14 protein-coding genes are annotated in these 19,495 nt (G+C 72.4%); 6 read left to right on the plus strand and 8 right to left on the minus strand.

Annotated elements, in window-relative coordinates:
• The first annotated feature begins 463 nt into the window (after window positions 1-463).
• Window positions 464-2,374, plus strand: a complete 1,911-nt coding sequence (locus FKD65_RS26745) for a sensor histidine kinase (protein WP_141580085.1) — start codon at window positions 464-466, stop codon at window positions 2,372-2,374.
• On the opposite strand, the gene FKD65_RS26750 is transcribed toward FKD65_RS26745, so the two are convergent.
• Both FKD65_RS26750 and FKD65_RS46335 read right to left on the minus strand, forming a co-directional pair.
• The gene (locus tag FKD65_RS26750; protein ID WP_141580086.1) at window positions 2,356-3,822 is read right to left on the minus strand and encodes a serine/threonine-protein kinase; all 1,467 of its coding nucleotides are present in this window, start codon (window positions 3,820-3,822) and stop codon (window positions 2,356-2,358) included. The two genes, FKD65_RS26745 and FKD65_RS26750, sit on opposite strands and share 19 nt — an antisense overlap.
• Window positions 3,823-3,844: 22 nt before the next feature.
• Window positions 3,845-5,479, minus strand: a complete 1,635-nt coding sequence (locus tag FKD65_RS46335) for a serine/threonine-protein kinase (RefSeq protein ID WP_141580087.1) — start codon at window positions 5,477-5,479, stop codon at window positions 3,845-3,847.
• A 197-nt stretch (window positions 5,480-5,676) separates the two neighbouring features.
• Between FKD65_RS46335 and FKD65_RS26760 the strand changes: the two genes are divergently transcribed.
• Window positions 5,677-6,333 (plus strand): response regulator transcription factor, encoded by a 657-nt coding sequence (locus tag FKD65_RS26760; RefSeq protein WP_141580088.1) that lies wholly within the window; start codon window positions 5,677-5,679, stop codon window positions 6,331-6,333.
• A gap of 15 nt (window positions 6,334-6,348) precedes the next feature.
• Here the strand turns inward: FKD65_RS26760 and FKD65_RS26765 are convergent, their stop codons facing one another.
• Window positions 6,349-7,821 carry a N,N-dimethylformamidase beta subunit family domain-containing protein gene (locus FKD65_RS26765; RefSeq protein ID WP_141587098.1) on the minus strand — a complete coding sequence of 491 codons (1,473 nt, stop codon included), beginning with the start codon at window positions 7,819-7,821 and terminating at the stop codon, window positions 6,349-6,351.
• Between the two features lie 468 nt (window positions 7,822-8,289).
• On the opposite strand from FKD65_RS26765, the gene FKD65_RS26770 reads away from it, so the two are divergent.
• From FKD65_RS26770 to FKD65_RS26780, 3 genes are all read left to right on the plus strand, one after another.
• The gene (locus FKD65_RS26770) at window positions 8,290-11,022 is read left to right on the plus strand and encodes a LuxR family transcriptional regulator (RefSeq protein ID WP_141580089.1); all 2,733 of its coding nucleotides are present in this window, start codon (window positions 8,290-8,292) and stop codon (window positions 11,020-11,022) included.
• A gap of 146 nt (window positions 11,023-11,168) precedes the next feature.
• On the plus strand, window positions 11,169-12,191 hold the full coding sequence (locus FKD65_RS26775) for an alpha/beta fold hydrolase (protein WP_141580090.1): 1,023 nt from the start codon (window positions 11,169-11,171) through the stop codon (window positions 12,189-12,191).
• Between the two features lie 19 nt (window positions 12,192-12,210).
• Window positions 12,211-13,053 (plus strand): oxidoreductase, encoded by an 843-nt coding sequence (locus tag FKD65_RS26780; RefSeq protein WP_141580091.1) that lies wholly within the window; start codon window positions 12,211-12,213, stop codon window positions 13,051-13,053.
• 45 nt (window positions 13,054-13,098) lie between these two features.
• Here the strand turns inward: FKD65_RS26780 and FKD65_RS26785 are convergent, their stop codons facing one another.
• The 3 genes from FKD65_RS26785 to FKD65_RS26795 all read right to left on the minus strand — a co-directional run bounded on the left by FKD65_RS26785 (window position 13,099) and on the right by FKD65_RS26795 (window position 15,392).
• Window positions 13,099-14,391, minus strand: coding sequence for an aspartyl protease family protein (locus FKD65_RS26785; protein ID WP_168221204.1), 1,293 nt, complete (start codon window positions 14,389-14,391; stop codon window positions 13,099-13,101).
• 252 nt (window positions 14,392-14,643) lie between these two features.
• Window positions 14,644-15,111, minus strand: coding sequence for a hypothetical protein (locus FKD65_RS26790; protein ID WP_141580093.1), 468 nt, complete (start codon window positions 15,109-15,111; stop codon window positions 14,644-14,646).
• Window positions 15,108-15,392 (minus strand): hypothetical protein, encoded by a 285-nt coding sequence (locus FKD65_RS26795; RefSeq protein ID WP_141580094.1) that lies wholly within the window; start codon window positions 15,390-15,392, stop codon window positions 15,108-15,110. Before FKD65_RS26795 ends, FKD65_RS26790 begins: the two co-directional genes overlap by 4 nt.
• 713 nt (window positions 15,393-16,105) lie before the next feature.
• On the opposite strand from FKD65_RS26795, the gene FKD65_RS45740 reads away from it, so the two are divergent.
• Window positions 16,106-16,459: a DUF397 domain-containing protein gene (locus FKD65_RS45740; protein ID WP_240809622.1), complete on the plus strand. Its 354-nt coding sequence runs from the start codon at window positions 16,106-16,108 to the stop codon at window positions 16,457-16,459.
• 42 nt (window positions 16,460-16,501) lie between these two features.
• Here the strand turns inward: FKD65_RS45740 and FKD65_RS26805 are convergent, their stop codons facing one another.
• Window positions 16,502-17,347 carry a hypothetical protein gene (locus FKD65_RS26805; RefSeq protein WP_141580095.1) on the minus strand — a complete coding sequence of 282 codons (846 nt, stop codon included), beginning with the start codon at window positions 17,345-17,347 and terminating at the stop codon, window positions 16,502-16,504.
• Window positions 17,348-17,380: 33 nt separating this feature from the next.
• Window positions 17,381-19,105: a PQQ-binding-like beta-propeller repeat protein gene (locus FKD65_RS26810; RefSeq protein ID WP_141580096.1), complete on the minus strand. Its 1,725-nt coding sequence runs from the start codon at window positions 19,103-19,105 to the stop codon at window positions 17,381-17,383.
• Window positions 19,106-19,495 lie beyond the last annotated feature (390 nt).

Raw genomic sequence — 19,495 nt, forward strand, 5'->3', positions numbered from 1 at the left:
TGTGAACAGGGCGGCAAGGTTCACCGTGTCGACCCGGGCCGGATGCGCAAGATCGTCCCCGCCGGAACTCGCCGCCCGGACCCGGGAGCGGGCCTCGCGGGGGCGACACCGCCACGGCGGCCGTACCGCGGTGGCCGTCGTCGCGGCCTGACCTCGAGCACGCGTTCGCGGAAAGTGCTGTTCCGGATCGGGAGGAAGTCGGCGAATATGGGCAAGTCGGGGCTGGGGGCCCCGCCATTGTGACCTGCGGCTTCCCGTGGCCCACTCGACCACTCGCGCGCTGGAAATTCAAAAGGGGAGTTCTTCGTTTGCGGGGCCTGCCTGATCTGGCCCGGCGGCAACCCTGGAATGGGCGTAAAGCTGCGATCTCGTGCTGTTACCCTGACCGTGCCCGCGGTGGAGTCGGCGAGACAGGGCATCCGGAATTCGGCTGTCCGGAAACAGTGCGGTGGATGAACAAGACGTGGAATCCGTGCGCCCGCGCCATTGGGCGCTGCCGGCGGCGGGCGCCGCGCTGATCGCGTTCGACACCAGGCTCGCGGTCGGCTGGGGGATGTTCGGGCCGCTGTTCTACACCAAGGAACTGGCGCAGATCGGGGCATGGCTGCTGGCCGGGTTCCTGGTCGTCCGGGTGCGCCCCCGGCGGCCCATGGGCCCCCTGATGCTGCTGCTCGGGCTGCTGCTGGGGTGCACCGCACCCGCCGCGTTCGGCCTCGAGACCGGCTCGCTCGGCCTCCGGCTGCTCGTGATGTTCTCGTCCTGGCTGAACGCCTTCCAGCTTCCGCTGGGCGCGCACGTCTTCCTCGCCTACCCGACGGGGACCGTGCGCGACACGGCGGGACGGCGCGTGGTCGCGGGCGGCTACCTGTTCGGGGTGTTCAACGCCGCCGTCATCGCCCTCGTGGGCATGCCCCGGCCGGACGGCCCCTGCCAGGACGTGTGCGCGCCGATCAGGCCGGTCCACGACGCCTGGCTGAGCGACGTGGCGGGGCTCGTCCTGTCGGTGGGCAGCGGGATCCTGGTCGTCGTCGGCGGCTCGGTGATCGTCCGGCGCTACCGGCGGGCCGGGTGGCGGGAGCGCCGGGTGCTGGCCTTCCCCACGGCCGCGATGGTCGTCACGGCCGGGCTGTGGGCGGTGGTGAGCGTCCAGGGCGCGCTGCTGCCGTGGTTCGCCTACCCGGCCTTCGGCCGGACGCTGGCGCTGGCGCAGTTCGTGGCGGTGGTGTCGATCCCCGCGGCGTTCTTCACGGGGCTGCTGCGCGAGCGGCTGGACGAGGCGCGGGTGTCCGACCTCGTCCGGGAGATCGCCGAACTGCCGCCCGGGCGCCTTCAGTCCAAGCTGGCCGGGACGCTGCACGACCCCCGGCTGCGCATCGCCTTCCCGCTGGACGGCGGGTACATCAGCGCGGAGGGGACGCCCGTCGAGGTCCCCGCGCGGGACGCCGCCACCGCGATCACCGTGATCGGGGACCCCGGCGACCCGGTCGCGGTGCTGATCCACGACCCGACGCTGCACGCCGAGCCCCGGCTGCTGGAGGCGGTGACCGAGGCGACCCGGCTGGTCCTGGAGAACACCCGGCTGCAGGCGACCGCGCGGGCCCACCTCGCCCAGGTCCGGGCGCTGCTGGCGCGGATCGTCGCGGCCGAGGACGCCGCCCGCCACGGCCTCCAGCGCGACCTGCACGACGGCGCGCAGCCGCAGCTCATCTGGGTCGGGATGGAACTCGCGCGGGTGCGCGACGCGGTCGCCCGCACCGTCCCGTCCGGGCGCCGCCGGGAGGTCGACAGGGCCATCGACGAGGCCGAGGCGCGGTTGCGCGCCGCCCTGCGCTCCCTGCGGGAGCTGGCCCGCGGCATCCATCCGGCGGTGCTGACCACCGAGGGGCTGCGGGCCGCGCTGCGCGAGCTGATCCGGCGCGCCGACGGGCCCGTCCGGCTGCACGCCGACCACCCGATGAAGGACCTGCCGCAGCCGATCGCGCTGACCGCCTACTTCGTGGTCAGCGAGGCCCTGACCAACGCGCTCCGGCATGCGGACGCGGAACAAGTGGACGTCACCGCCGACCTCGCCGGCGGGCGGCTGACCGTGCGGGTCGCCGACGACGGGGTGGGCGGTGCCGCCGCCCGCCCGGGGTCGGGCCTGTCCGGCCTACAGGATCGGGTGGCGGCCGTGGACGGCACCCTCGACCTGCGGTCCGGCCCCGCAGAGGGGACCGTTCTGACGGCCGTCATCCCGTGCCCCGGCCGCTTCGCGCCGAAGCCGCGCCGCCCGCGAGAGCCGGATCACGCCGCGCCCGAGCCGGCACCCGTCGAGGCTGAGCCCGTGGACGCCGAGCCGGTCGATGCCGAGCCGGGTCATCTCGCGCAGGAGTAGGTGAACGAGGCGGAGTCCTGGAGCGCGTGGTCGCCCAGGGACGCCAGCGTCGCGGTGAACCTGTGGCGCCCGGTGCCGTGCACCTTCCACAGCAGATGCACGGTCGTGCGAGTGCGGCCCTTCTCGACGGCCTGGCGGCGCGGCGGCTCGGGGGCGTCCTCGTCGCTGCGCCACCACTGGTAGGAGATGTCGCCGGGCTTCCCGTCGGTGGTGAGCGTGCCGGTGACGTTGACCTCGTCCCCGCAGGGCGGGCGCGGGTCGTCGACCTTGACGTCCACGGCGGTCACGACCGGCCCCGCGCCCCCGGCGGGCCGATGCGTCCAGGCGAAGAGGGCCGCCGCCACCACGAGAGGGATCAGCAGCGTCGTCAGCAGGCGGACGACGCGCCGTCGCCGCCGGGGCTTCGGCGGGACGTAGGTCGTGCGGTACGCCTCGGGGAGCCGGGCGGTGGGCGCGTCGGTCGTGGTCCGCTCGACGGGCGGGAGGTCCGCAGGGGAGGCGAGGGCCGTCTCACTCCGGGTCAGCGGTGCCGGTCCGGTGGCGTGGGCGCGCGTGGGTGCGGGGTCGGCGGGGGAGGCGCCGCCGGAGAGCGCGGCGGCGGGGGAGGCCTCGTCCGAGGCGCCCAGCATCTCCAGGAGTCGCGAGGCGGTCGGGCGGGCGTCCGGGTCCTTGGCCATGGCGGCGGAGACCGCGGCGCGCAGGACGCCCGGCAGGCTGCGCAGGTCGGGCGCGTCGTTCAGGATCTGCCCGATCATGCGCTCGGTGGTGTCGGCGCCGAACGGGCGCCGCCCGGTGGCCGCGAAGACCACCACCCCGCCCCAGGCGAAGACGTCGGACGCCGGGCGCGGATCGTCGAGGAGCTGCTCGGGGGCCATGTAGGCGGGGGTGCCCAGGGCCTGGCCCCTGGCGGTGATCCGGGTGGCCTCCGGCGTCCGGGCGATACCGAAGTCGATCACGCGGGGCCCGAGCCGGGACAGCAGCACGTTGCCGGGTTTGAGGTCGCGGTGCATGATCCCGGCCCCGTGGATCCCCTTCAGCGCCGTGGCCACCGCGATCGCGAGCTGGTGCAGTTCGGCGCCGTGCAGGGCGGTGCCGCCCGCCACGAGCTCGTGCAGGCTGGGGCCGTCGATGTACTCGGTGACCAGGTACGGGACGGGTGCGTCGGGGTCGGCCGCCAGCACCTCGGCGGTGGCGTACGCGGGGACCCGGACGGCGCTGGCGGCCTCGCGGCGGAACCGCGCGCGGAAGCCCTCGTCGCGCGCCAGCTCCGGGCGGATCGCCTTGATCGCCACGAGCCGCCCGTCCCGGGCCCGCCCGGCGTAGACCCTGCCCATGCCGCCCTCGCCGAGGACGCCGGCGGTGCGGAACTCACCGAACCGGCGCGGGTCCCGCGGCCCCAGCGGCATGGCGCGGCCGGGCGGCCCGCCCGCGTTCATGGGAACGGTCATCGAAACTCCTCGGTCCGGTGGGTCATGACGCGCTCGTCGTGCCGAGGGAGTGCGCGGAGATCGCCGGCCCGGGCTCGGCCGGGGTGGACGGCTCCGGATGCGGCGGCCCGGGTTCGGCCGGCGTGCCGTGCGCTTCCGAGCCGCTCGGATCCGGCTCTGACGTCGAAGGCTCCGGGCCGGGCGTCGGGGGTTGAGGCTTGGGCGTCGGGGGCTGCGGGGTGCCCGGTTTCGAGGACGGGGTCACCGTCGTGGAGGGGGTGCCGCTCCCGGCGTTTTCGTCGGGGGGCGCGGAGGGGCCGCCCCTCGGCGCTCCGCCCCCGGTCGGGCCGGAGGGCCCCGGCCCGTCCTGCTGCCGTTTCCCTCCACCGGCCGGGCCGGGTCCACCCGACCGGCCGGGGTTCGGCGGAGTGGGCGGGGCCGGGGACGACGCCGGAGGCGGCGAGGAGGACGGCGGCGAGGAGGACGGCGGCGGGGACGAGGGCGAGCGGGGCGAGGGCTTCGGAGGCGAGGAGGGCGGGGACGAGGGCGGCGGCGCGGAGGAATGCGGCGTCCTGGGCCTGCGGTCCGCCACGGCCTGCGTCGCCCTGTCGGCGCGCAGGACGAACAGCCCCGACCCGATCAGCACCAGCACGAGGACGCCCAGGGCCGCCAGCCCGGGGAGGAGTGACCGCCTGGCCTGATCCGCCGCGACGTCCTTGGCGGCGGCGGCACCCACCGGGAATGCGGCCGCACCCGCCCCGGCCGAGCCGGCACCGCCGCCGATCGCCGTGTCGGCGATGGTGGTCCCGGCCTGTGCGGCGCCGGCCCCGGCCCCGCGCATCAGGGCCGGCGCCGCGGCTGCGAGGGCCGCCAGGCCGCGCCTCTCCCAGTCCTCGCCGTACGCCTCGACGGCCACGGCCTCCAGGTCCCGGACGAACTCCGCCGCGCTCGGCGGCCGCTCGGCGGGGCTCTTGGCCATCCCGTGCGTCACCAGCCCGCGCAGCGGCCGGGGCACGAGGTCCGCCGGGATCGGCGCGTGCAGGTGCTGGGCCATCAGCACCACGCCCCGGTCCCCCCGATACGGCGGGCGTCCGGCGACGCACTCCACGAACACGCCGGTGGCCGCGTAGACGTCGGCGGCGGGCCCGGCCGGGTCGCCGTTGCACTGCTCCGGCGCCATGTAGGCGGCGGTGCCCGCGACCGAGCGGTCCCCCGAGACCGAGGCGACCCCGAAGTCGATGAGCTTGCTGGCGCCGTCGTCCCCGACGATGACGTTGTCGGGCTTGTAGTCGCGGTGCACCACCCCGGCGGCGTGCGCGGCGGCCAGCCCGAGCAGGGAGCCCTTGAGTACGGTGAGCGCGGCCTCGGGCTCCAGGCCGGTGTGCTCCTTCAGCACCCGGGCCAGCGAGACGCCCTCGACGGCCTCCATGACCAGCGCGACCCCCGTGCCGCCCCGGACGAGGTCGTGCAACCGGACCACGTTCGGGTGGTCCACCGACGCCATGAGCCTCGCCTCGTGGTCGGAGGGCAGGCGCGGAGCCGTCCCCTCCGATGTGTCCACGTACTTGATCGCGACGAGGGCGCCCGCCCCGTCGCGCCGGGCCAGCACGACGCGCCCGTGCGCGCCCGTGCCGAGTTCCCCGAGTTCGGTGTATCCGGGCACCCGCCAGCCGCTCATCTTCGGCTCCCCCAGTCGAGCACCGATTCCCCATCGGTGCGGCCGTCAGGCTACGGTCGGGCGCCTCGGCGGCACATCGCCGATTCTCCGGAACGAGCCCTAGTGAGAAATGGTGAATTCTCGTGTGCCCCGATGCCGCGGGCGGGCGCCGACCTAGGATTTCGGTGCGCGGCGGCCGGCCGGGGAGGGGATGCGCCATGCGGGTGCTCGTGGTCGACGACCAGCTGATCACGCGGGTCGGGCTGCACCAGCTGCTCACCGGGGAGGGGCACGAGGTGGTCGGCATGCTGGACCACCCCGGCAAGGTCGCGCCGGCGGTCTCCAAGCAGCGTCCGGACGCGGTCGTCCTGGACCTGGTGATGCCACCGGATTTCAGTGACGAGGGCGTGCGGATCGCGCTCGACCTCCGCCGCGAGCACACCCGCCTCGGGATCTTGGTGCTGTCCGAGCATGCCATTCCGGAATGCGCGGAACGGCTCCTGAAGAGCGGCGAGAAGGGCACGGGCTATCTGCTCAAGGAGCGGATCATGGTGCCTCACCAGCTCAGCCGCGCGCTCCTGCACCTGGTCTCCGGCGGCACGGTGATGGAGCCGGAGCTGATCGGCGACCTGATGAGGGCCCGCGGCCGGGACGAGCGGCTGGCCGGGCTGAGCGGCACCGAGCGCGAGGTGCTCGGCCTGCTCGCCGAGGGCCTGACCGACAAGGGGATCGCCGAGCGCCTCTACGTCTCGAAGAACACCGTGAGCACGCACGTCAGCCACATCTTCGACAAGCTGGACCTGCCGCGCAGCTCGCTGGACAACCGGCGGGTGCTGGCGATCCTGACCTACCTCCAGCGAAGCGAAACGGACTGACGCCACGCCTCGGTTCTAGGGGGCGGCGGTGAGCCGCCTGGCGTCGGGACGGGACGGGTGGCCGCGGCCGAGCGGCCCGGCGGCCATCGCCCGGACAAGCGTGTCGGTGACCCTCGTGGTGAACGCGCGGCCCGCCTCGTCGACGCCGTGCCCGCAGGCCGGCCCCCGCATCGCGCAGACCCAGCGCATGGTGCCGGTGGCGAACACCCCCGCGCCGCTGCGGGTCGTGTAGTAGGACGCGTGCGCGACCGCAGAGCCGGTCCCGCAGCTGATCGGGGAGCGCCCGACGATCTCCAGTGTCGGCGGTGTCGGGCCGCCGGGGGCGATCGCGTCCGCCTCGGGGCCGACCATGCCGGGGAACCGCGTGCCCGCGCGCACGCCGGTGCCGCGGAACAGCCAGAAGTCGGGCCGGTGGACGGTGAACGCGCCCTCCGCCGGAAAGCACATGTACTGGATGCCGATGAGGTCGCTCTCCGGCCGGGGCTTCGGCGGCAGCCGCCAGTCCTGTGTCGACTCGGCCGGATTCGTCCGGGATATGGGGTCGGCGGCGGAGTCCTTGTAGCAGACCACCAGCCGGTCGGCGCCGAGCGGCGTGGCCTCGTACCGGATGTGCCGGTTGACCGCGTTGGCGCCGAGGAAGGCGATGTTGACGCCCTGGTCGCGGGCCTGCGTCACGCGCCGGCGCATGGCCGTCGACCAGTACTCGTCGTGCCCCAGGGTGAGCAGTCCGCGGGCCTTGCCCAGCAGGGCGGGATCGGCGTGCAGGTCGTTGTCGGTCGCGTACGCCAGCGGCACGCCCGCCTTCTCGGCCAGTGCGATGGCGGGCTGCTCGTAGGTCAGGAACTTGCCCGCGCCGTTCTTGTCGTAGGGACGGTCGAAGCTGACCGCGTAGGACCGGTCAGAGAAACCGGACGGCCCCCCGTAGAGGTCGTAGCCGCCCCACTTGTTGTACGCCTGCCAGGTGGTGGTCGCGTTCAGCACCACGACCCGCCCGGCGGTGTCCGGCGAGCGGACGGTCACCGGAACGAACCGCTGCGCGCCCGACGCGGCGGTCAGCCTGATCAGGTAGCTGCCCGGTGGCCAGTCGGACGCGGCGACGGTCAGCGAAGGCCGCCACGGCGCCGACACCGTGCGCGTCCTGCGGTCGATGCGGGCCGCCGCCTGCTTGACGCCCGCGACCTGCCCCGACCGCCACACCCGCCGCGCGTTCGCGCCCCCGTACCAGCCCATCCGGAAGGCCTCGGCGGTGAACCCGGACGTCGTCGTGGAGACGAACAGCCGGAACGACTGGCCCGGCAGCACGCTCACGCGGTCGGCGTACCCCTCGATCTCGTGTTCGGCGCCCCTGCGGCGGACCTGCCAGTCCGCCGTGCCGGGCTCGGCGCTCTCGGGCGTCTCCACTTTGGCCGCGCCCGCCCTCACGGGCCGTTCGGCGGCCGGGCGGTGGGACGAGGAGCACGCGGTGGCCAGCACCAGCACCGTGAGCATCGCCACCGCGACCGGAGTCCGGAGCGCTCGCCGAACCGCTCCTTCGCGTCCGGGACATCCTTTTTCTGCATCCGTCACGGCGGACCCGCCCCCTGCTTCCCCCTGGGTGTCCCGTCCACCGCCACGTACCAGAGATCGTCTTCCCGGCTCGCGACCGCATAACCGCCGGGCCGGAACGGGCCCGGCACGCTTACCTGGTTCGGGACAGTTCGCGCCATTATGTCGCCGCCTTCGCCGCCGCAAGACGCCATTTCCCGCGTGTCCCGGACCTTCCGAAGAACCGCCCAGCGGATCAACAAGCGCGCAGTGCAAGCGGGGAAGAACGACCCTCACCCGGGTTCCGTCTCGGCCGCCGAGTGCGCGGAAGGGAGGCGCCGCCGTACCCGGCGGCCGGCTCCCGTTCTAACCTCGTGCTCCTGAGCCCTGCGGCGTGGCCGACGGGTGCGCTGCTGAAAGGAGCGGGGAGCCGTGGAAGCGCACGTCTCGACGATCGTGGGCCGGGACGGCGAGCTGGAGCGGCTTTCGGCGTTCGTCACGGCGGGCACCGGGCAGGCGCTCGTCCTGCGGGGCGAGGCCGGGGTCGGGAAGAGCGCCCTGCTCGACCGCGCGGCGAGCGCCGCGGCGTCGCACCGGTACGAGGTGGTCCGTGCCGCCGGGGTCGAGGCGGAGGCGGAGCTTCCCTTCGCAGGCCTGCACCAGCTCGTGTATCCGCTGCTGACCCACCTTTCAGGGCTGGACGACGGGTACCGCGCGGTCTTCGACGCCGTCTTCGGTCCGCGCGAGGGGAAGGCGCCCTCGGTCATGGCCCTCGGCATCGCCGTCCTCGACCTGCTGTCCCTGGCGGCCGCGGACAGGCCCCTGATGCTGGTGGTCGACGACGGCCAGTGGTTCGATCCCGGCAGCGCGGACGTGTGCGGCTTCGTCGGGCGCAGGCTCTCGGGCGGCCCGGTGAAGATGCTGGTCGCCGTGCGGTCCGGCGCGGCGCCTGGGCCCGAGGCGACCTCGCGGTTCGACACGGCCGGCCTCCCGGAGCTCGCGGTGGCGGCCCTCCCGGACGAGGCCGCCGGACGGCTCCTGGACATGCGCCACCCGCACCTCGGTCCGCGGGCCCGCCGCCTCGTCCTGGACCATGCCCAGGGCAATCCGCTGGCCCTCCTCGACCTGCCTCCCTACCTCGACGGCGAGCGCGCCGGAGAACTCATCGGCATCCCGCTACCGCGCAGGCTCCAGCACGTCTATGGCACGCGCATCGAGCGTCTCGATCCGGCCGTGCGCGAGGAACTGCTCAAGGGGGCCCTGGACGGCGTCGGAGCGGGCACCGCCGCGAACCGGGCGTACGGCACGCGGTACCGCCTGCGCCGCGCGGACGAGGCGGCGGCCTCCGGCCTCCTGGAGGTCGATCCCGTCAGCGGCGATCTCGTCTTCCGCCATCCGCTGATCCGCTCGGCCGTCGTCCAGTTCGCGTCGCCCGAGCGGCGGCGGGCGGCGCACGCGGAACTCGCCGCCCTGCACCGCGACGACGTCGAACGCCGCGCGCACCACCTGGCGGCGTCGGCGGTCGATCCCGACGAGGAGACGGCCGCCGCGCTGGAGGCCGCCGCGGACTCGGCCATCCGGCGGGGACGCGCGATGACGGCCGTGACCTGGCTGACCCGCGCCGCGGAGCTGAGCGAGGACGCCGCCGAGCGGTCCAGGCGGCTCGGCGACGCGGCCTTCACCGCCGGGCATTCCGCGCTCCTGGACCAGGCCCAGCGGATCGTCGGCTCCGTCCCGCCGCCGGACGGGACCGAGTCTCCGTCCACGGCCGTCACCGCCGGTTACGTCGCTCTCCACGAGGACGGGGACGTCCGCTCCTCGCACCACCGGGTCGCGGCGGCGATCGAGAGGCTGTCGCGGGACGCGCGGGACCCCGGCGAAGCGCTCGACCGGCTCGTGATCCTTCTGCTCGCCATCAGCCAGTACGCGGGCGACGGCGAGACCTGGGAACGCACCAGGGAACTCGTGCGCTCCCTCTCGGACCGTGTGGATCCAAGGGTGGCGATCTACCACGATGCCTGGAGCGACGTCGTCCGCCACGGCGCCGGCCTGCGCGAACGCGTCGAGCGCGCGTTCTGCGATCCGTCCGTCCTGGAGCCGTGGGACGTCTCGCGCCTGGCCATCGCCGCCTCCCAGGTCGACATGCTGAGCCCCTTCCGCCCGTACCTGCGGCGCGCGGCCGACCGGGAGGTGGAGACCGGGGCCGTCGCGAACGGCATGACCGTCCTGCAACTGCTCATGCTCGACCAGATGGCGGCGGGCGAGTGGGACGACGCCGAGCGGACGGGCCGCCGCGCCCTGGACCTGACCACGTCCCACGGCTACGCCTTGCTGGCCCATCAGAGCCGCGCCCACCTCGGGCTTCTCGCCGCCATGCGCGGCGACCTGGACGACGCCCGGGAGGCGCAGGCCGTCGTGGACGCCTGGGCGCGCCCGCGCGGCGTGGGGTTCCTGACCCAGATCGCCGACGCCATCGGCACCGCCGCCGCCCTCAGCGAGGGGGACTACGAGGGCGCCTACCTGCACGCCATCGGCATCACCGCGCCCGGCTCGTTCGAGGACTGCGCGCACCAGGCGCCCCGGACGCTGCTCGACCTGGTGGAGGCGGCGGTGCAGACCGGCCGCCTGGAGCAGGCCCGCCTGCACGCCGCGGCAGCGCTGGAGGCGGGCCTGCCCGGCGTCTCGCCGCGCCTCGCCCTGATCACGTACGGGGCGCTCGCGATGACCGCGTCCGGCGACGAGGAGGCGGACGGCATGTACGCGCGGGCCGAGGCCCACCCAGGCTTCCCGTTCGAACTGGCCCGCATCCGCCTCGCCCGCGGCGTCCGGCTGAGGCACGCCCGGGGTCCGAAGGACGCGCGGCCCGTCCTCGCGAGCGCCGCCGAGACGTTCGAACGGCTCGGCGCCTCCGGCTGGGCCGGACGTGCCCGCACCGAACTCCGGGCGTGCGGAGCGCCCGCCCAGGCTCCGCACCCCTCGCTGACCTGGCAGGAACACCGGATCGCAGAACTCGCCGCCACGGGACTGACGAACAAGGAGATCGGGCAACGGACGCGCCTGTCCCCGCGTACCGTCAGCTCCCACCTCTACCGCGTCTTCCCGAAACTGGGTATCACCTCTAGGGCGGCCCTACGCGACGCACTGGCCAGAGCCCACGACGCCTGATCCCAGGTAAGGATCGTCCAAGACGCTCTACCGGGGGAACAGTCGGATGACTGAGATCCCCCAGCGCCGGATCACGCCGTCATATGACGGATGTGGCCGTCTCCCCTCCGGACGAGAGTCGATGGCATCGACACACGGAGGAAACCATGATCGACAGACGTGCTTTCGGCAGGGGGCTGGGCCTGGTCGCGGGCGGGGCGGCCGCCTCGCTGGCCGGCCTGCCGGACGCATCCGCCACCCCGCCGCGGCCCGCCACCGGCGGCCACACGTCCTTCGCCGCCGTCAAACAGGTCAGAGCGGGCCTGCTGAACGTCGGTTACGCGGAGGCGGGGCCCGCGCGCGGGCCGGTGGTCATCTGCCTGCACGGCTGGCCCTACGACATCCACAGCTTCGTCGACGTCGCCCCACTGCTGGCAGCCGAGGGCTATCGCGTCATCGTCCCCTACCTGCGCGGGCACGGCACGACGCGCTTCCTGTCCGACCGGACGTCCCGCAACGCCCAGCAGTCCGTGATCGCCCTCGACGTCGTCGCGCTGATGGACGCGCTCAAGATCGAGAAGGCCGTCCTCGCCGGGTTCGACTGGGGCTCGCGGACCGCCGACATCATCGCGGCCCTCTGGCCGGAGCGCTGCAAAGCCCTGGTGTCGGTGAGCGGATACCTGGTCACGAACCGCGAGGCCAACCTCCGGCCGCTGCCGCCGAAGGCCGAGTACGCCTGGTGGTACCAGTACTACTTCGCCACGGAGCGGGGCAGGCTGGCCATGCGGGACGAACGCAAGCGGCACGACCTGGCCCGGCTCGTCTGGGACACCGTCTCCCCGACGTGGGACTTCGGCGACGCCGTCTTCGAGCGCACCGCCGCGGCCTTCGGCAACCCCGACTACGCCGCGATCGTCGTCCACAACTACCGCTGGCGGCTGAGCCTCGCCGACGGGGAGCGCCGCTACGACGCCCTGGAGGAGCGGCTCGACGCGCGGCCGGGGATCACCGCCCCGACCATCGTCCTCGACGCCGACCGCGACCCGTTCACCGCGCTGAGCGACGCGTCCTACCGGGACAGGTTCACCGGCGCGTACGAGTACCGCCTGCTGAAGGGCATCGGCCACAACGTGCCGCAGGAGGCGCCGACCGCCTTCGCCCAGGCCGTCGCGGACGTGGACCACTTCTAACGGAACGGAGGAACGACCAATGGCGAGAACATGGCTGATCACAGGGGCGTCGCGCGGACTCGGACGCCACCTCACCGAGGCCGTCCTGGACGCCGGTGACCAGGTCGTGGCCACCGCCCGGCGCCCGGAGCAACTTGACGACCTGGTGGCCGAGCACGGCCGCCGGGTGCGGACGGTCGCGCTGGACGTCACCGACCCCACCGCGGCCGTCCGCGCGGTGAAGGAGGCCGCCGGCGCCTTCGGCCGCCTCGACGTGGTGGTCAACAACGCCGGGTACGCCGACAGCGCCCCGATCGAGGAGGTGGCCGAGGACGACTTCCGCGCCCAGATCGAGACGAACCTCTTCGGCGTCGTGAACGTGACGCGGGCCGCGCTGCCCGTCCTGCGCGCGCAGCGGTCGGGGGTGTTCGTGCAGGTCTCGTCCATCGGCGGGCGCGTGGGCGGTACCCCGGGACTGGGCGCCTACCAGACCGCGAAATTCGCCGTGGAGGGCTTCTCCGAGGTGCTCGCGAACGAGGTGGCGCCGTTCGGGGTGAAGGTCCTGATCGTCGAGCCGGGCGGGTTCCGCACCGACTGGCAGGGCTCGTCCATGCGGCTCCATCCCGTCGGTCCCGACTACGAGGAGACGGTGGGCGCCATCAACCGCTACCGGGAGGCCAACGACGGCACCCAGCCGGGCGATCCGGCCCGCGCGGCCAGGGCCGTCATCGAGGTGGTCGGCTCCGACGACCCGCCCCGCCGGCTGCTCCTCGGCAGCGACGCCCTGACCCTGGCCCGCAAGTCCGCCGAGGCCCGTGCCGCCGAGGCCGAGCGCTGGGCCGCCGTGACCTGCTCCACCGACTTCCCGCCGGAGGAACGCTGAGGCGTGGTTCGAAGCGAGGTGCCGAGGCGGCGCCGCCCGTTTCGGTCAGGCGGCCTTGCCGCGGGCGATGTAGAGGTTCATGCCCGTGAAGTCGAGGGTGACGTTGTAGGGCTTGAAGAACGGGTGGAAGAAGGCGCCCAGCGAGTCGAACCCGGAACGCGGGGGCCTGCTGGTCGGGTTCGCCAGGCAGTAGACCTCCCTGGCGACGGCGCCGCCGAGACGGATCTCGTCCGGATAGCAGGGGTAGGTGACGACCGGATGGCTGTGCGCGAAGGTCTCCAAGGGACGGTCGTAGTCGGTTCGGATCCGCAGCTGCTTGGCCGCCTCCTCGGACATGGCCACGGCGCTCTCGCTGGTTCCGCCGATGGACAGGCCCACCACGCGCGGGCCGGAACGGCCGATGCTGCCCCTGCTGTAGAGCCCGTGCTCGTCGGCCAGCCACAGCGGCAGGGGCTTGGCGCCCGCCCGAGCGGCGTCGCGCCGTGCCTGGCCGGCCGCCTCATCGGTCGGACGGCGCAGGATCAGCGACCGGCCCGCGTAGTCGAAGGTGGTCAGCAGGTGATAGAAGATCCACCCGCCGATGAGGCCGTCACCGGGTCCCCCGGGTGAGGCCTGGTCCGTCTCCGACCACTCCACGGGGATGTTGCGCAGCTCGATGCCGCCCAGCCTGAAGGATTCCAGCACCCCGAAGTACTGCCATGCGGTGCCGTTCAGGTAGTCGATCCGCTGCTTGGCCACGGCGGTCAGCCCGGCTTCCCTGGCCACGTCCATGGACAGGCCGAGCCATGGGGCGCCGGTGTAGAACATGAAGCGCTTCGGCGGTCCGCCGTTGACCGATCCCTCGACCTGCGGTGCCGGATCCATCTGCGACCACGGCAGCCGCGCGATGTCGCCGTGGAGCTGGTACGCCTCGCCCCGGAGTGCCCCGAACCACTTGGCGAAGACGCCCTTGCCCGCCGCTTGCCAGCGGGGGACAGAGAGGGCGAACTTGTCCTGCCGGATATAGCAGTCGCCCAGGAACCGGTTGGTGTCCTTGTCGCCGGGTGCCAGTTCGAGGGCCATGGTGAGGTACTTCTCGGCGTCGGCGAACTGGTTGACCATGAGCGCCACAAGGCCGCGCTGCCGGGCCGCGTGCACGTCCGAGGGGTCCTTTCTCAGGACCTCCTCGTAGGCGCGACCGGCCTGCTCGAACTTTCCGGCCTTGAACAGCGCGTCCGCGTCACCACTGTCGGCCTGCGCCGCGACCGCCCCGCCCAGCAGCGGCGCGGTCGCGGCGGCCCCGGCCACCACGGCGGCGCCCCGGAGCAGTGAACGTCGATTCCATTCTCCGTCGGCCACGGCCCTCTCCCATTCCCGATGACTTTCGTCGCGACTTCCGACGGCGATACCGGCCGCGATCGCATACACGGAACAGGCCATCGCGAACGCCCCAACCGGCCTAACCATCAACGGACTCAGGCTCGGGACGCTACGAGCCGGCACGTATCGTCGGCGTACCGAAAAACGCATACGCGCCGGCAACACCTTCGTTCTCCGGCCGGACGGGCGGGGCGACGGCACGGAGAAACGCGACCTCCCCGAACGTGGCCGCTACGGCACCCTGCCGTGCGGAGGAACCGGGTCCGCGGCCGTGGTGCATGCCCTGACGAACGCGATGTGCTCCTCCACGATCTCTTCCAGCTCCACGCGGACCAGGCGCTGGCACTCGTTGACCGTCTGGCGGAACATCCCGTGCACGGTCATCGCCTCGTCCCACGCCTTCGCGACGACGCCCAGGGCGCGTCCGATCGCCTCGTGCGCGGGGCAGCGCTCCATGCGGGCCAGTTCGGCGCCCGCGCGCTCCTGCACGAAGACCGTCATCAGGCCGACGCGCGCGTACCTGACGCCGTGCTCCAGCAGCCGGTCGGCGAAGATTGTGGAGATCAGCGCGCCCATGGCCTCGGGTTTGGCCAGGTAGCCCATCGGCCCGGTCGCCGTCCCGCCTCCGCCCCGCTCGGCGTCGCTCAGGCCGTCGACCCCGGCGACGCTGCCGAGCCGCTTGCGGGGGTGCGGAGTCATGCCGCCGCCTTCTCCAGCCGGCGCCTGATCTGGCATGCCGCGCCGGCCAGGTCGTTCGCCGGCCCGATGAGCTCGCCGGTGTGGACGTGGTAGAGCCACCACGCCCCGTGCCTGCTGTAGCGGCACCCGATCGTCAGGGCCCGCCGCTCCGGTTCCACGGGGATCACGTTGAGGACGGCGAAGCCCTCGATCACGGCGAACGCGGTCACCACGCCCGTCCACGGGGCCAGCACATCGGCGAGGAGGACGAGAACCGTGACCCGCTCGCGCTGCGGGATCACCAGGGCGGGTCCGCGCGTTCGGCTCAGTTCGGGGAGTGGCGGCGGAATGCGGCGTCCTTGGGAAGTCCGCTCGTGCGCTCCCACACGATCACACTCCGGGCGCCCGGCGGGAGCCGCCTGGGGATCGTCGGTCGTCATTCATGATCTGCCTCATCTGGTGCGGGGGACGGATTGATCCTCTTGCGGCGAGTCCGGAACGGCGCCCAGTCCGGCTCCGCATGATCACGGATTGCGGTGTTTCACTCCCGTGCTGACTCTGAGTAGAGCACTCTGAAAGGTCCGTCCGCAAGCAGCCGGGTCGATTCTGTGGCACGAATTTCCGCAGGTCAGAGACCTATTGCGAGTCGAGCGCGGGGAGGTCTTCAATCCGGGTGAAAGGCTCCCCCGAGATGCGGGACGGCGGTGATGCGAGTGCCGGAAGTGACCACGGTCCGGCCGGACCCCTATCCGTGACTCGGCCCCTATGTCCGCGAACTTGGGACAAAAGGCATCTAACCTTACAATTTCCCCCACAATTGCTTGAGGGGGGCGTTATCCCGCGGCCCGCGTTCAGCCGAGCCGCACCCTGCCGCCGCTGAGACGCTCGACGGCCGGTGCGAGCCGGCCGGACAGCACGATCGAGTGGTCCAGGGAGTACCAGAACTCGACGCCGTTGCGGCCGGCGTTGGCGCGTAGTCTCGCGGCCGGATGCCCTCGGCGTTCAGGACGGGCGGGTGCCGCAGCCGGGCCCTCCTCCGGCTCTCGACCGACACGGAGAAGGCGATCGCGGGCACGACGAACAGCAGCCCGAGCAGGACGCCCGGCACCGTTCCCGCCGTGGCGATCACCGACGGCACGACGGAGACGAGCGCCGCGGCCACGGGGGCGCCGACCCCCACCAGGAGGAGCACGGGGACACGCGGCATTCGCACTGGAATCCGGTACTCGTCCACATTCGTGTCCACCAGTCGTCGACCGCCATCGGCATCCGGGACAGCAAGAACCCCCAGGGCGGCCACCTGGCCCTCACCCCCTCCACCTTCGCCGTCCTCCTCAACCGCGTGAGGACCGGCGCCCTGGACCTCTGACCACGCTCCCCAACAGGCCCCCGGCGACCACCCCCGCCGCCGCTATCTCAGGTGATAGCCCGGGCTCGGGTTGTTCGACTCGTATGCCACCTTGTACTTGCGGGCCTTCCCGGTCAGGACGAACGAGTTGCCGGACGAGATCTCGGCGGCCGTGCGGTATTGGCGCCCGCTCTTGTCGATATGGACGGTGTGCTTCCCCTTGTTGTCGACATAGTCGATGGACAGCGTCCACCTGTAGGTGGCGTGCTCGGCGGTGTAGGTCATGCCGATCGTGGCGCGCTCGTCGCGTTTCAGATCGATATTGTGGCGCGAGAAGTACGGCGCCCCGCTCTTGTCCCTCACCTCCGCCCGGGTCTGGTCGAGATTCACCCGAACAGGAATCACGGAGGACTGCCCCTGCGTGGACGGTTGGATCGAGGTGCCGCTGAGCACCTTCGTCCGCGCCGACTTGTTCACCCCGATACCGGTGATCCGTATGGGGGTGTTGCGCATCCCGGTCACGACCAGTTGTACGCCGACCTCCTTCCGGGGGGCTCCACCGGCATCGTCCAAGAGCTTGGCCAACCCCTGGGGATCGTCGACTTCGCTGCCGGTCAGTATTCCGGCCGCGTGTGGACCGTCGTCCAAGGCCGCCGAGAACGCGAATCCCTGTTCCGGGAAGTAGTCGGTGATCACCGAGACGACGAAAGGCTGTGCGCCCTCGGGCTTGACGGCGGGTTCCCGCAGCCCGACCTTCTCACTGAGCTTGATGGTGGCGTCCTGGAAGATGATGGACACCGCGGCGATCGCACTCGCCAGCCCGAGGGTGCCGGTCCATGCCAGCCTCCTCCACCACTTCTTCTGCCCCTGTCCGGCGGCCTGCCCCTGCTCGGTGTTCTCATCCGCCATGTTCACCGTCGCCTTTCGCTTCGTGTGGCTGGTTCAGGCGGGGAGCTTCCGCAGCCGGAGAGCGACGTCTCTGCCGATCTTCGATGCGGCATCGGGCTCGCGGACCACGTGGATGTAGACGACGTAGCGGCCGACCTGCACGGCCAGCTCAGCCTGCTCTACCCCGCCCTCGCCAGGGTCTATGCGCACGGCGTTGTCGCCGATCCCCGCCAGCGGCCTGCCGGACGTGATCCCGTGAATGACGTCGGTGGCCTGCCGCCGGTCGCTCGCCACCCATCCGACCGAGACCTCGACCGTCGGGCCCGAGGTCGGCTTCGGAATGTACTGGCAGGTGACCGGCCTGCTCAGTCCGGTTCCGCTCGCCCGTATCGGCACCGCCCGGTAGGTGAAGCCGCGCATGGTGCTCGCCAGCTTCCCGCCGTCCAGCAGGGCGCAGGCGTCCGGCCACTGGGCCGCCGGAGCTCCGCCGAGCACACCCCGGGGCGGCCCCGCGGCGCGGAAGGCCGAGGTGCGCTCACTGCCGAGGGTCTCCCCAGAGACGACCGTCGCACCGTCGATGCCGATCAGCGCCGAACTCAGATCGAACTGGGGCGCCGCCACGACGGAGTATCGTCCCGTCCCGATGTCGATCCGGCCGAACGCGGGCGGGAGCAGGGGGCTGGACAGGCGGCCGGTGACATAGGCGTACCCGCCGACGATGACCACGCGTTCGACCTGGAGTACGTGCCGCCACAACGTCCTGCCGTCACGCAGGCCGACCGCCTGGACGACGTTGTTCGTTCCGGCGGGGTCCGACTTCGTCGCGGCGTCGTTGTAGGCGATCACTGCGACGTCCGAGTTCGCGGCGAAACAGGTCTCGCTCGCGCACGTCGATCCCGACTGCCGATCGAAGACCCTTCGGCCGCTCCCGCTGTACGCCGTGATCCGCTGGCCCGCCCAGAAGAACATCAGGGATCCGCGGATCTCCCAGTTGGGCCCAGGGTCGTCCTCACCTTCGGAACCGGTGCCCGTCGGCTGCCGCCAGCGGACCCTGCCATTGCTCGGATCGAGGGCCACCGCGCGGCCGGTGGTACCGCACCGTTCGCGGGCGCCCAGCAGGCTTTCGCTGGCTTTCGTCGAGACCAGGACACAGCCCGGAGCTGCCGACCATTCCCACAGGAGTTCCCCGCTGTCGGTGGAGACGCCCTTCAGTGTGTCTTGATCGGTCTGTACGGCCACCACTGCATCTCCGACGCCGATCTCCGCGTACTCCTCCGGACGCTGCTGCTTCCAACGCACCGAGCCCGTCACGACATCGAGCCCTACGACGAACTGAGCGCCGGCGGGGTCCTGGGCTTCGACCACGACCGTGTTGCCGCGCACGAAGTCTTCGGGAAGGTAGTCGACATTGATGTCCCACTGGTCCGTCGCTGTCTCCCACCGGGTTTTCCCGGAGCGGGAGTCGATCGCCGTGAGCCGGTGTGGCGTCAGCGCATTGCCGCCGCTGCTGTCCCAAAGGAACATCGTGTGGGAACGCGCGTCGAAACCGACCGGCATACCCGAAGAACTGGGCACGGACCAGACCCGTACGAGATCCCCTGGAACCACGCCGGTGCCCTTCGCGTCGGCAGGCGAAGACCCGGCCCTCTGGTCGCCGGAACCGTGGTGAATATGCCGCCTGACGAGGAGCGAAGCCGCGACGACCGCGATCACCACGAGGACGGCCAGCAGAGCACGCCCGAGCCGGGCCGGATGAAGGATCTTGGCACGCGGCTTCATCTGTCCCCCGAACTGCTGAGGCGGCGCTGTTTTGCCAGCTCAAAGTAGCTGCGGTCCCGGGGTGGCGACAGCGGATGGCCGGAATTGGTCGTCAGGTTTGGTCGGATCGGTGAATTGGACGAGAAACCCGGCGAAGAATGGCCGTGAAAGCGTTCCGCTGTGATCCGCCCTGTCTTAGTCGGGCCGCGCGGGCAGACCCGGCGCGGTAGTTGTCGGCCTTACGGCGGGAGGACAGGGCGGGTGTCATCAACGGGGCGCAGGAGTCCGCTTCGGCCACACATTCGGTGCCCATTGGGCCTGTCGGACTCATCTGGCCGGGGCTGTGCCCAGAGGCCTCTCCGGCATCGAACACGGTGAAGCCGAGGCGCTTACCCGTCCAGCCGACGCGCC

It is taken from the genome of Actinomadura sp. WMMA1423, assembly GCF_006547145.1.
GTDB lineage: Bacteria > Actinomycetota > Actinomycetes > Streptosporangiales > Streptosporangiaceae > Spirillospora.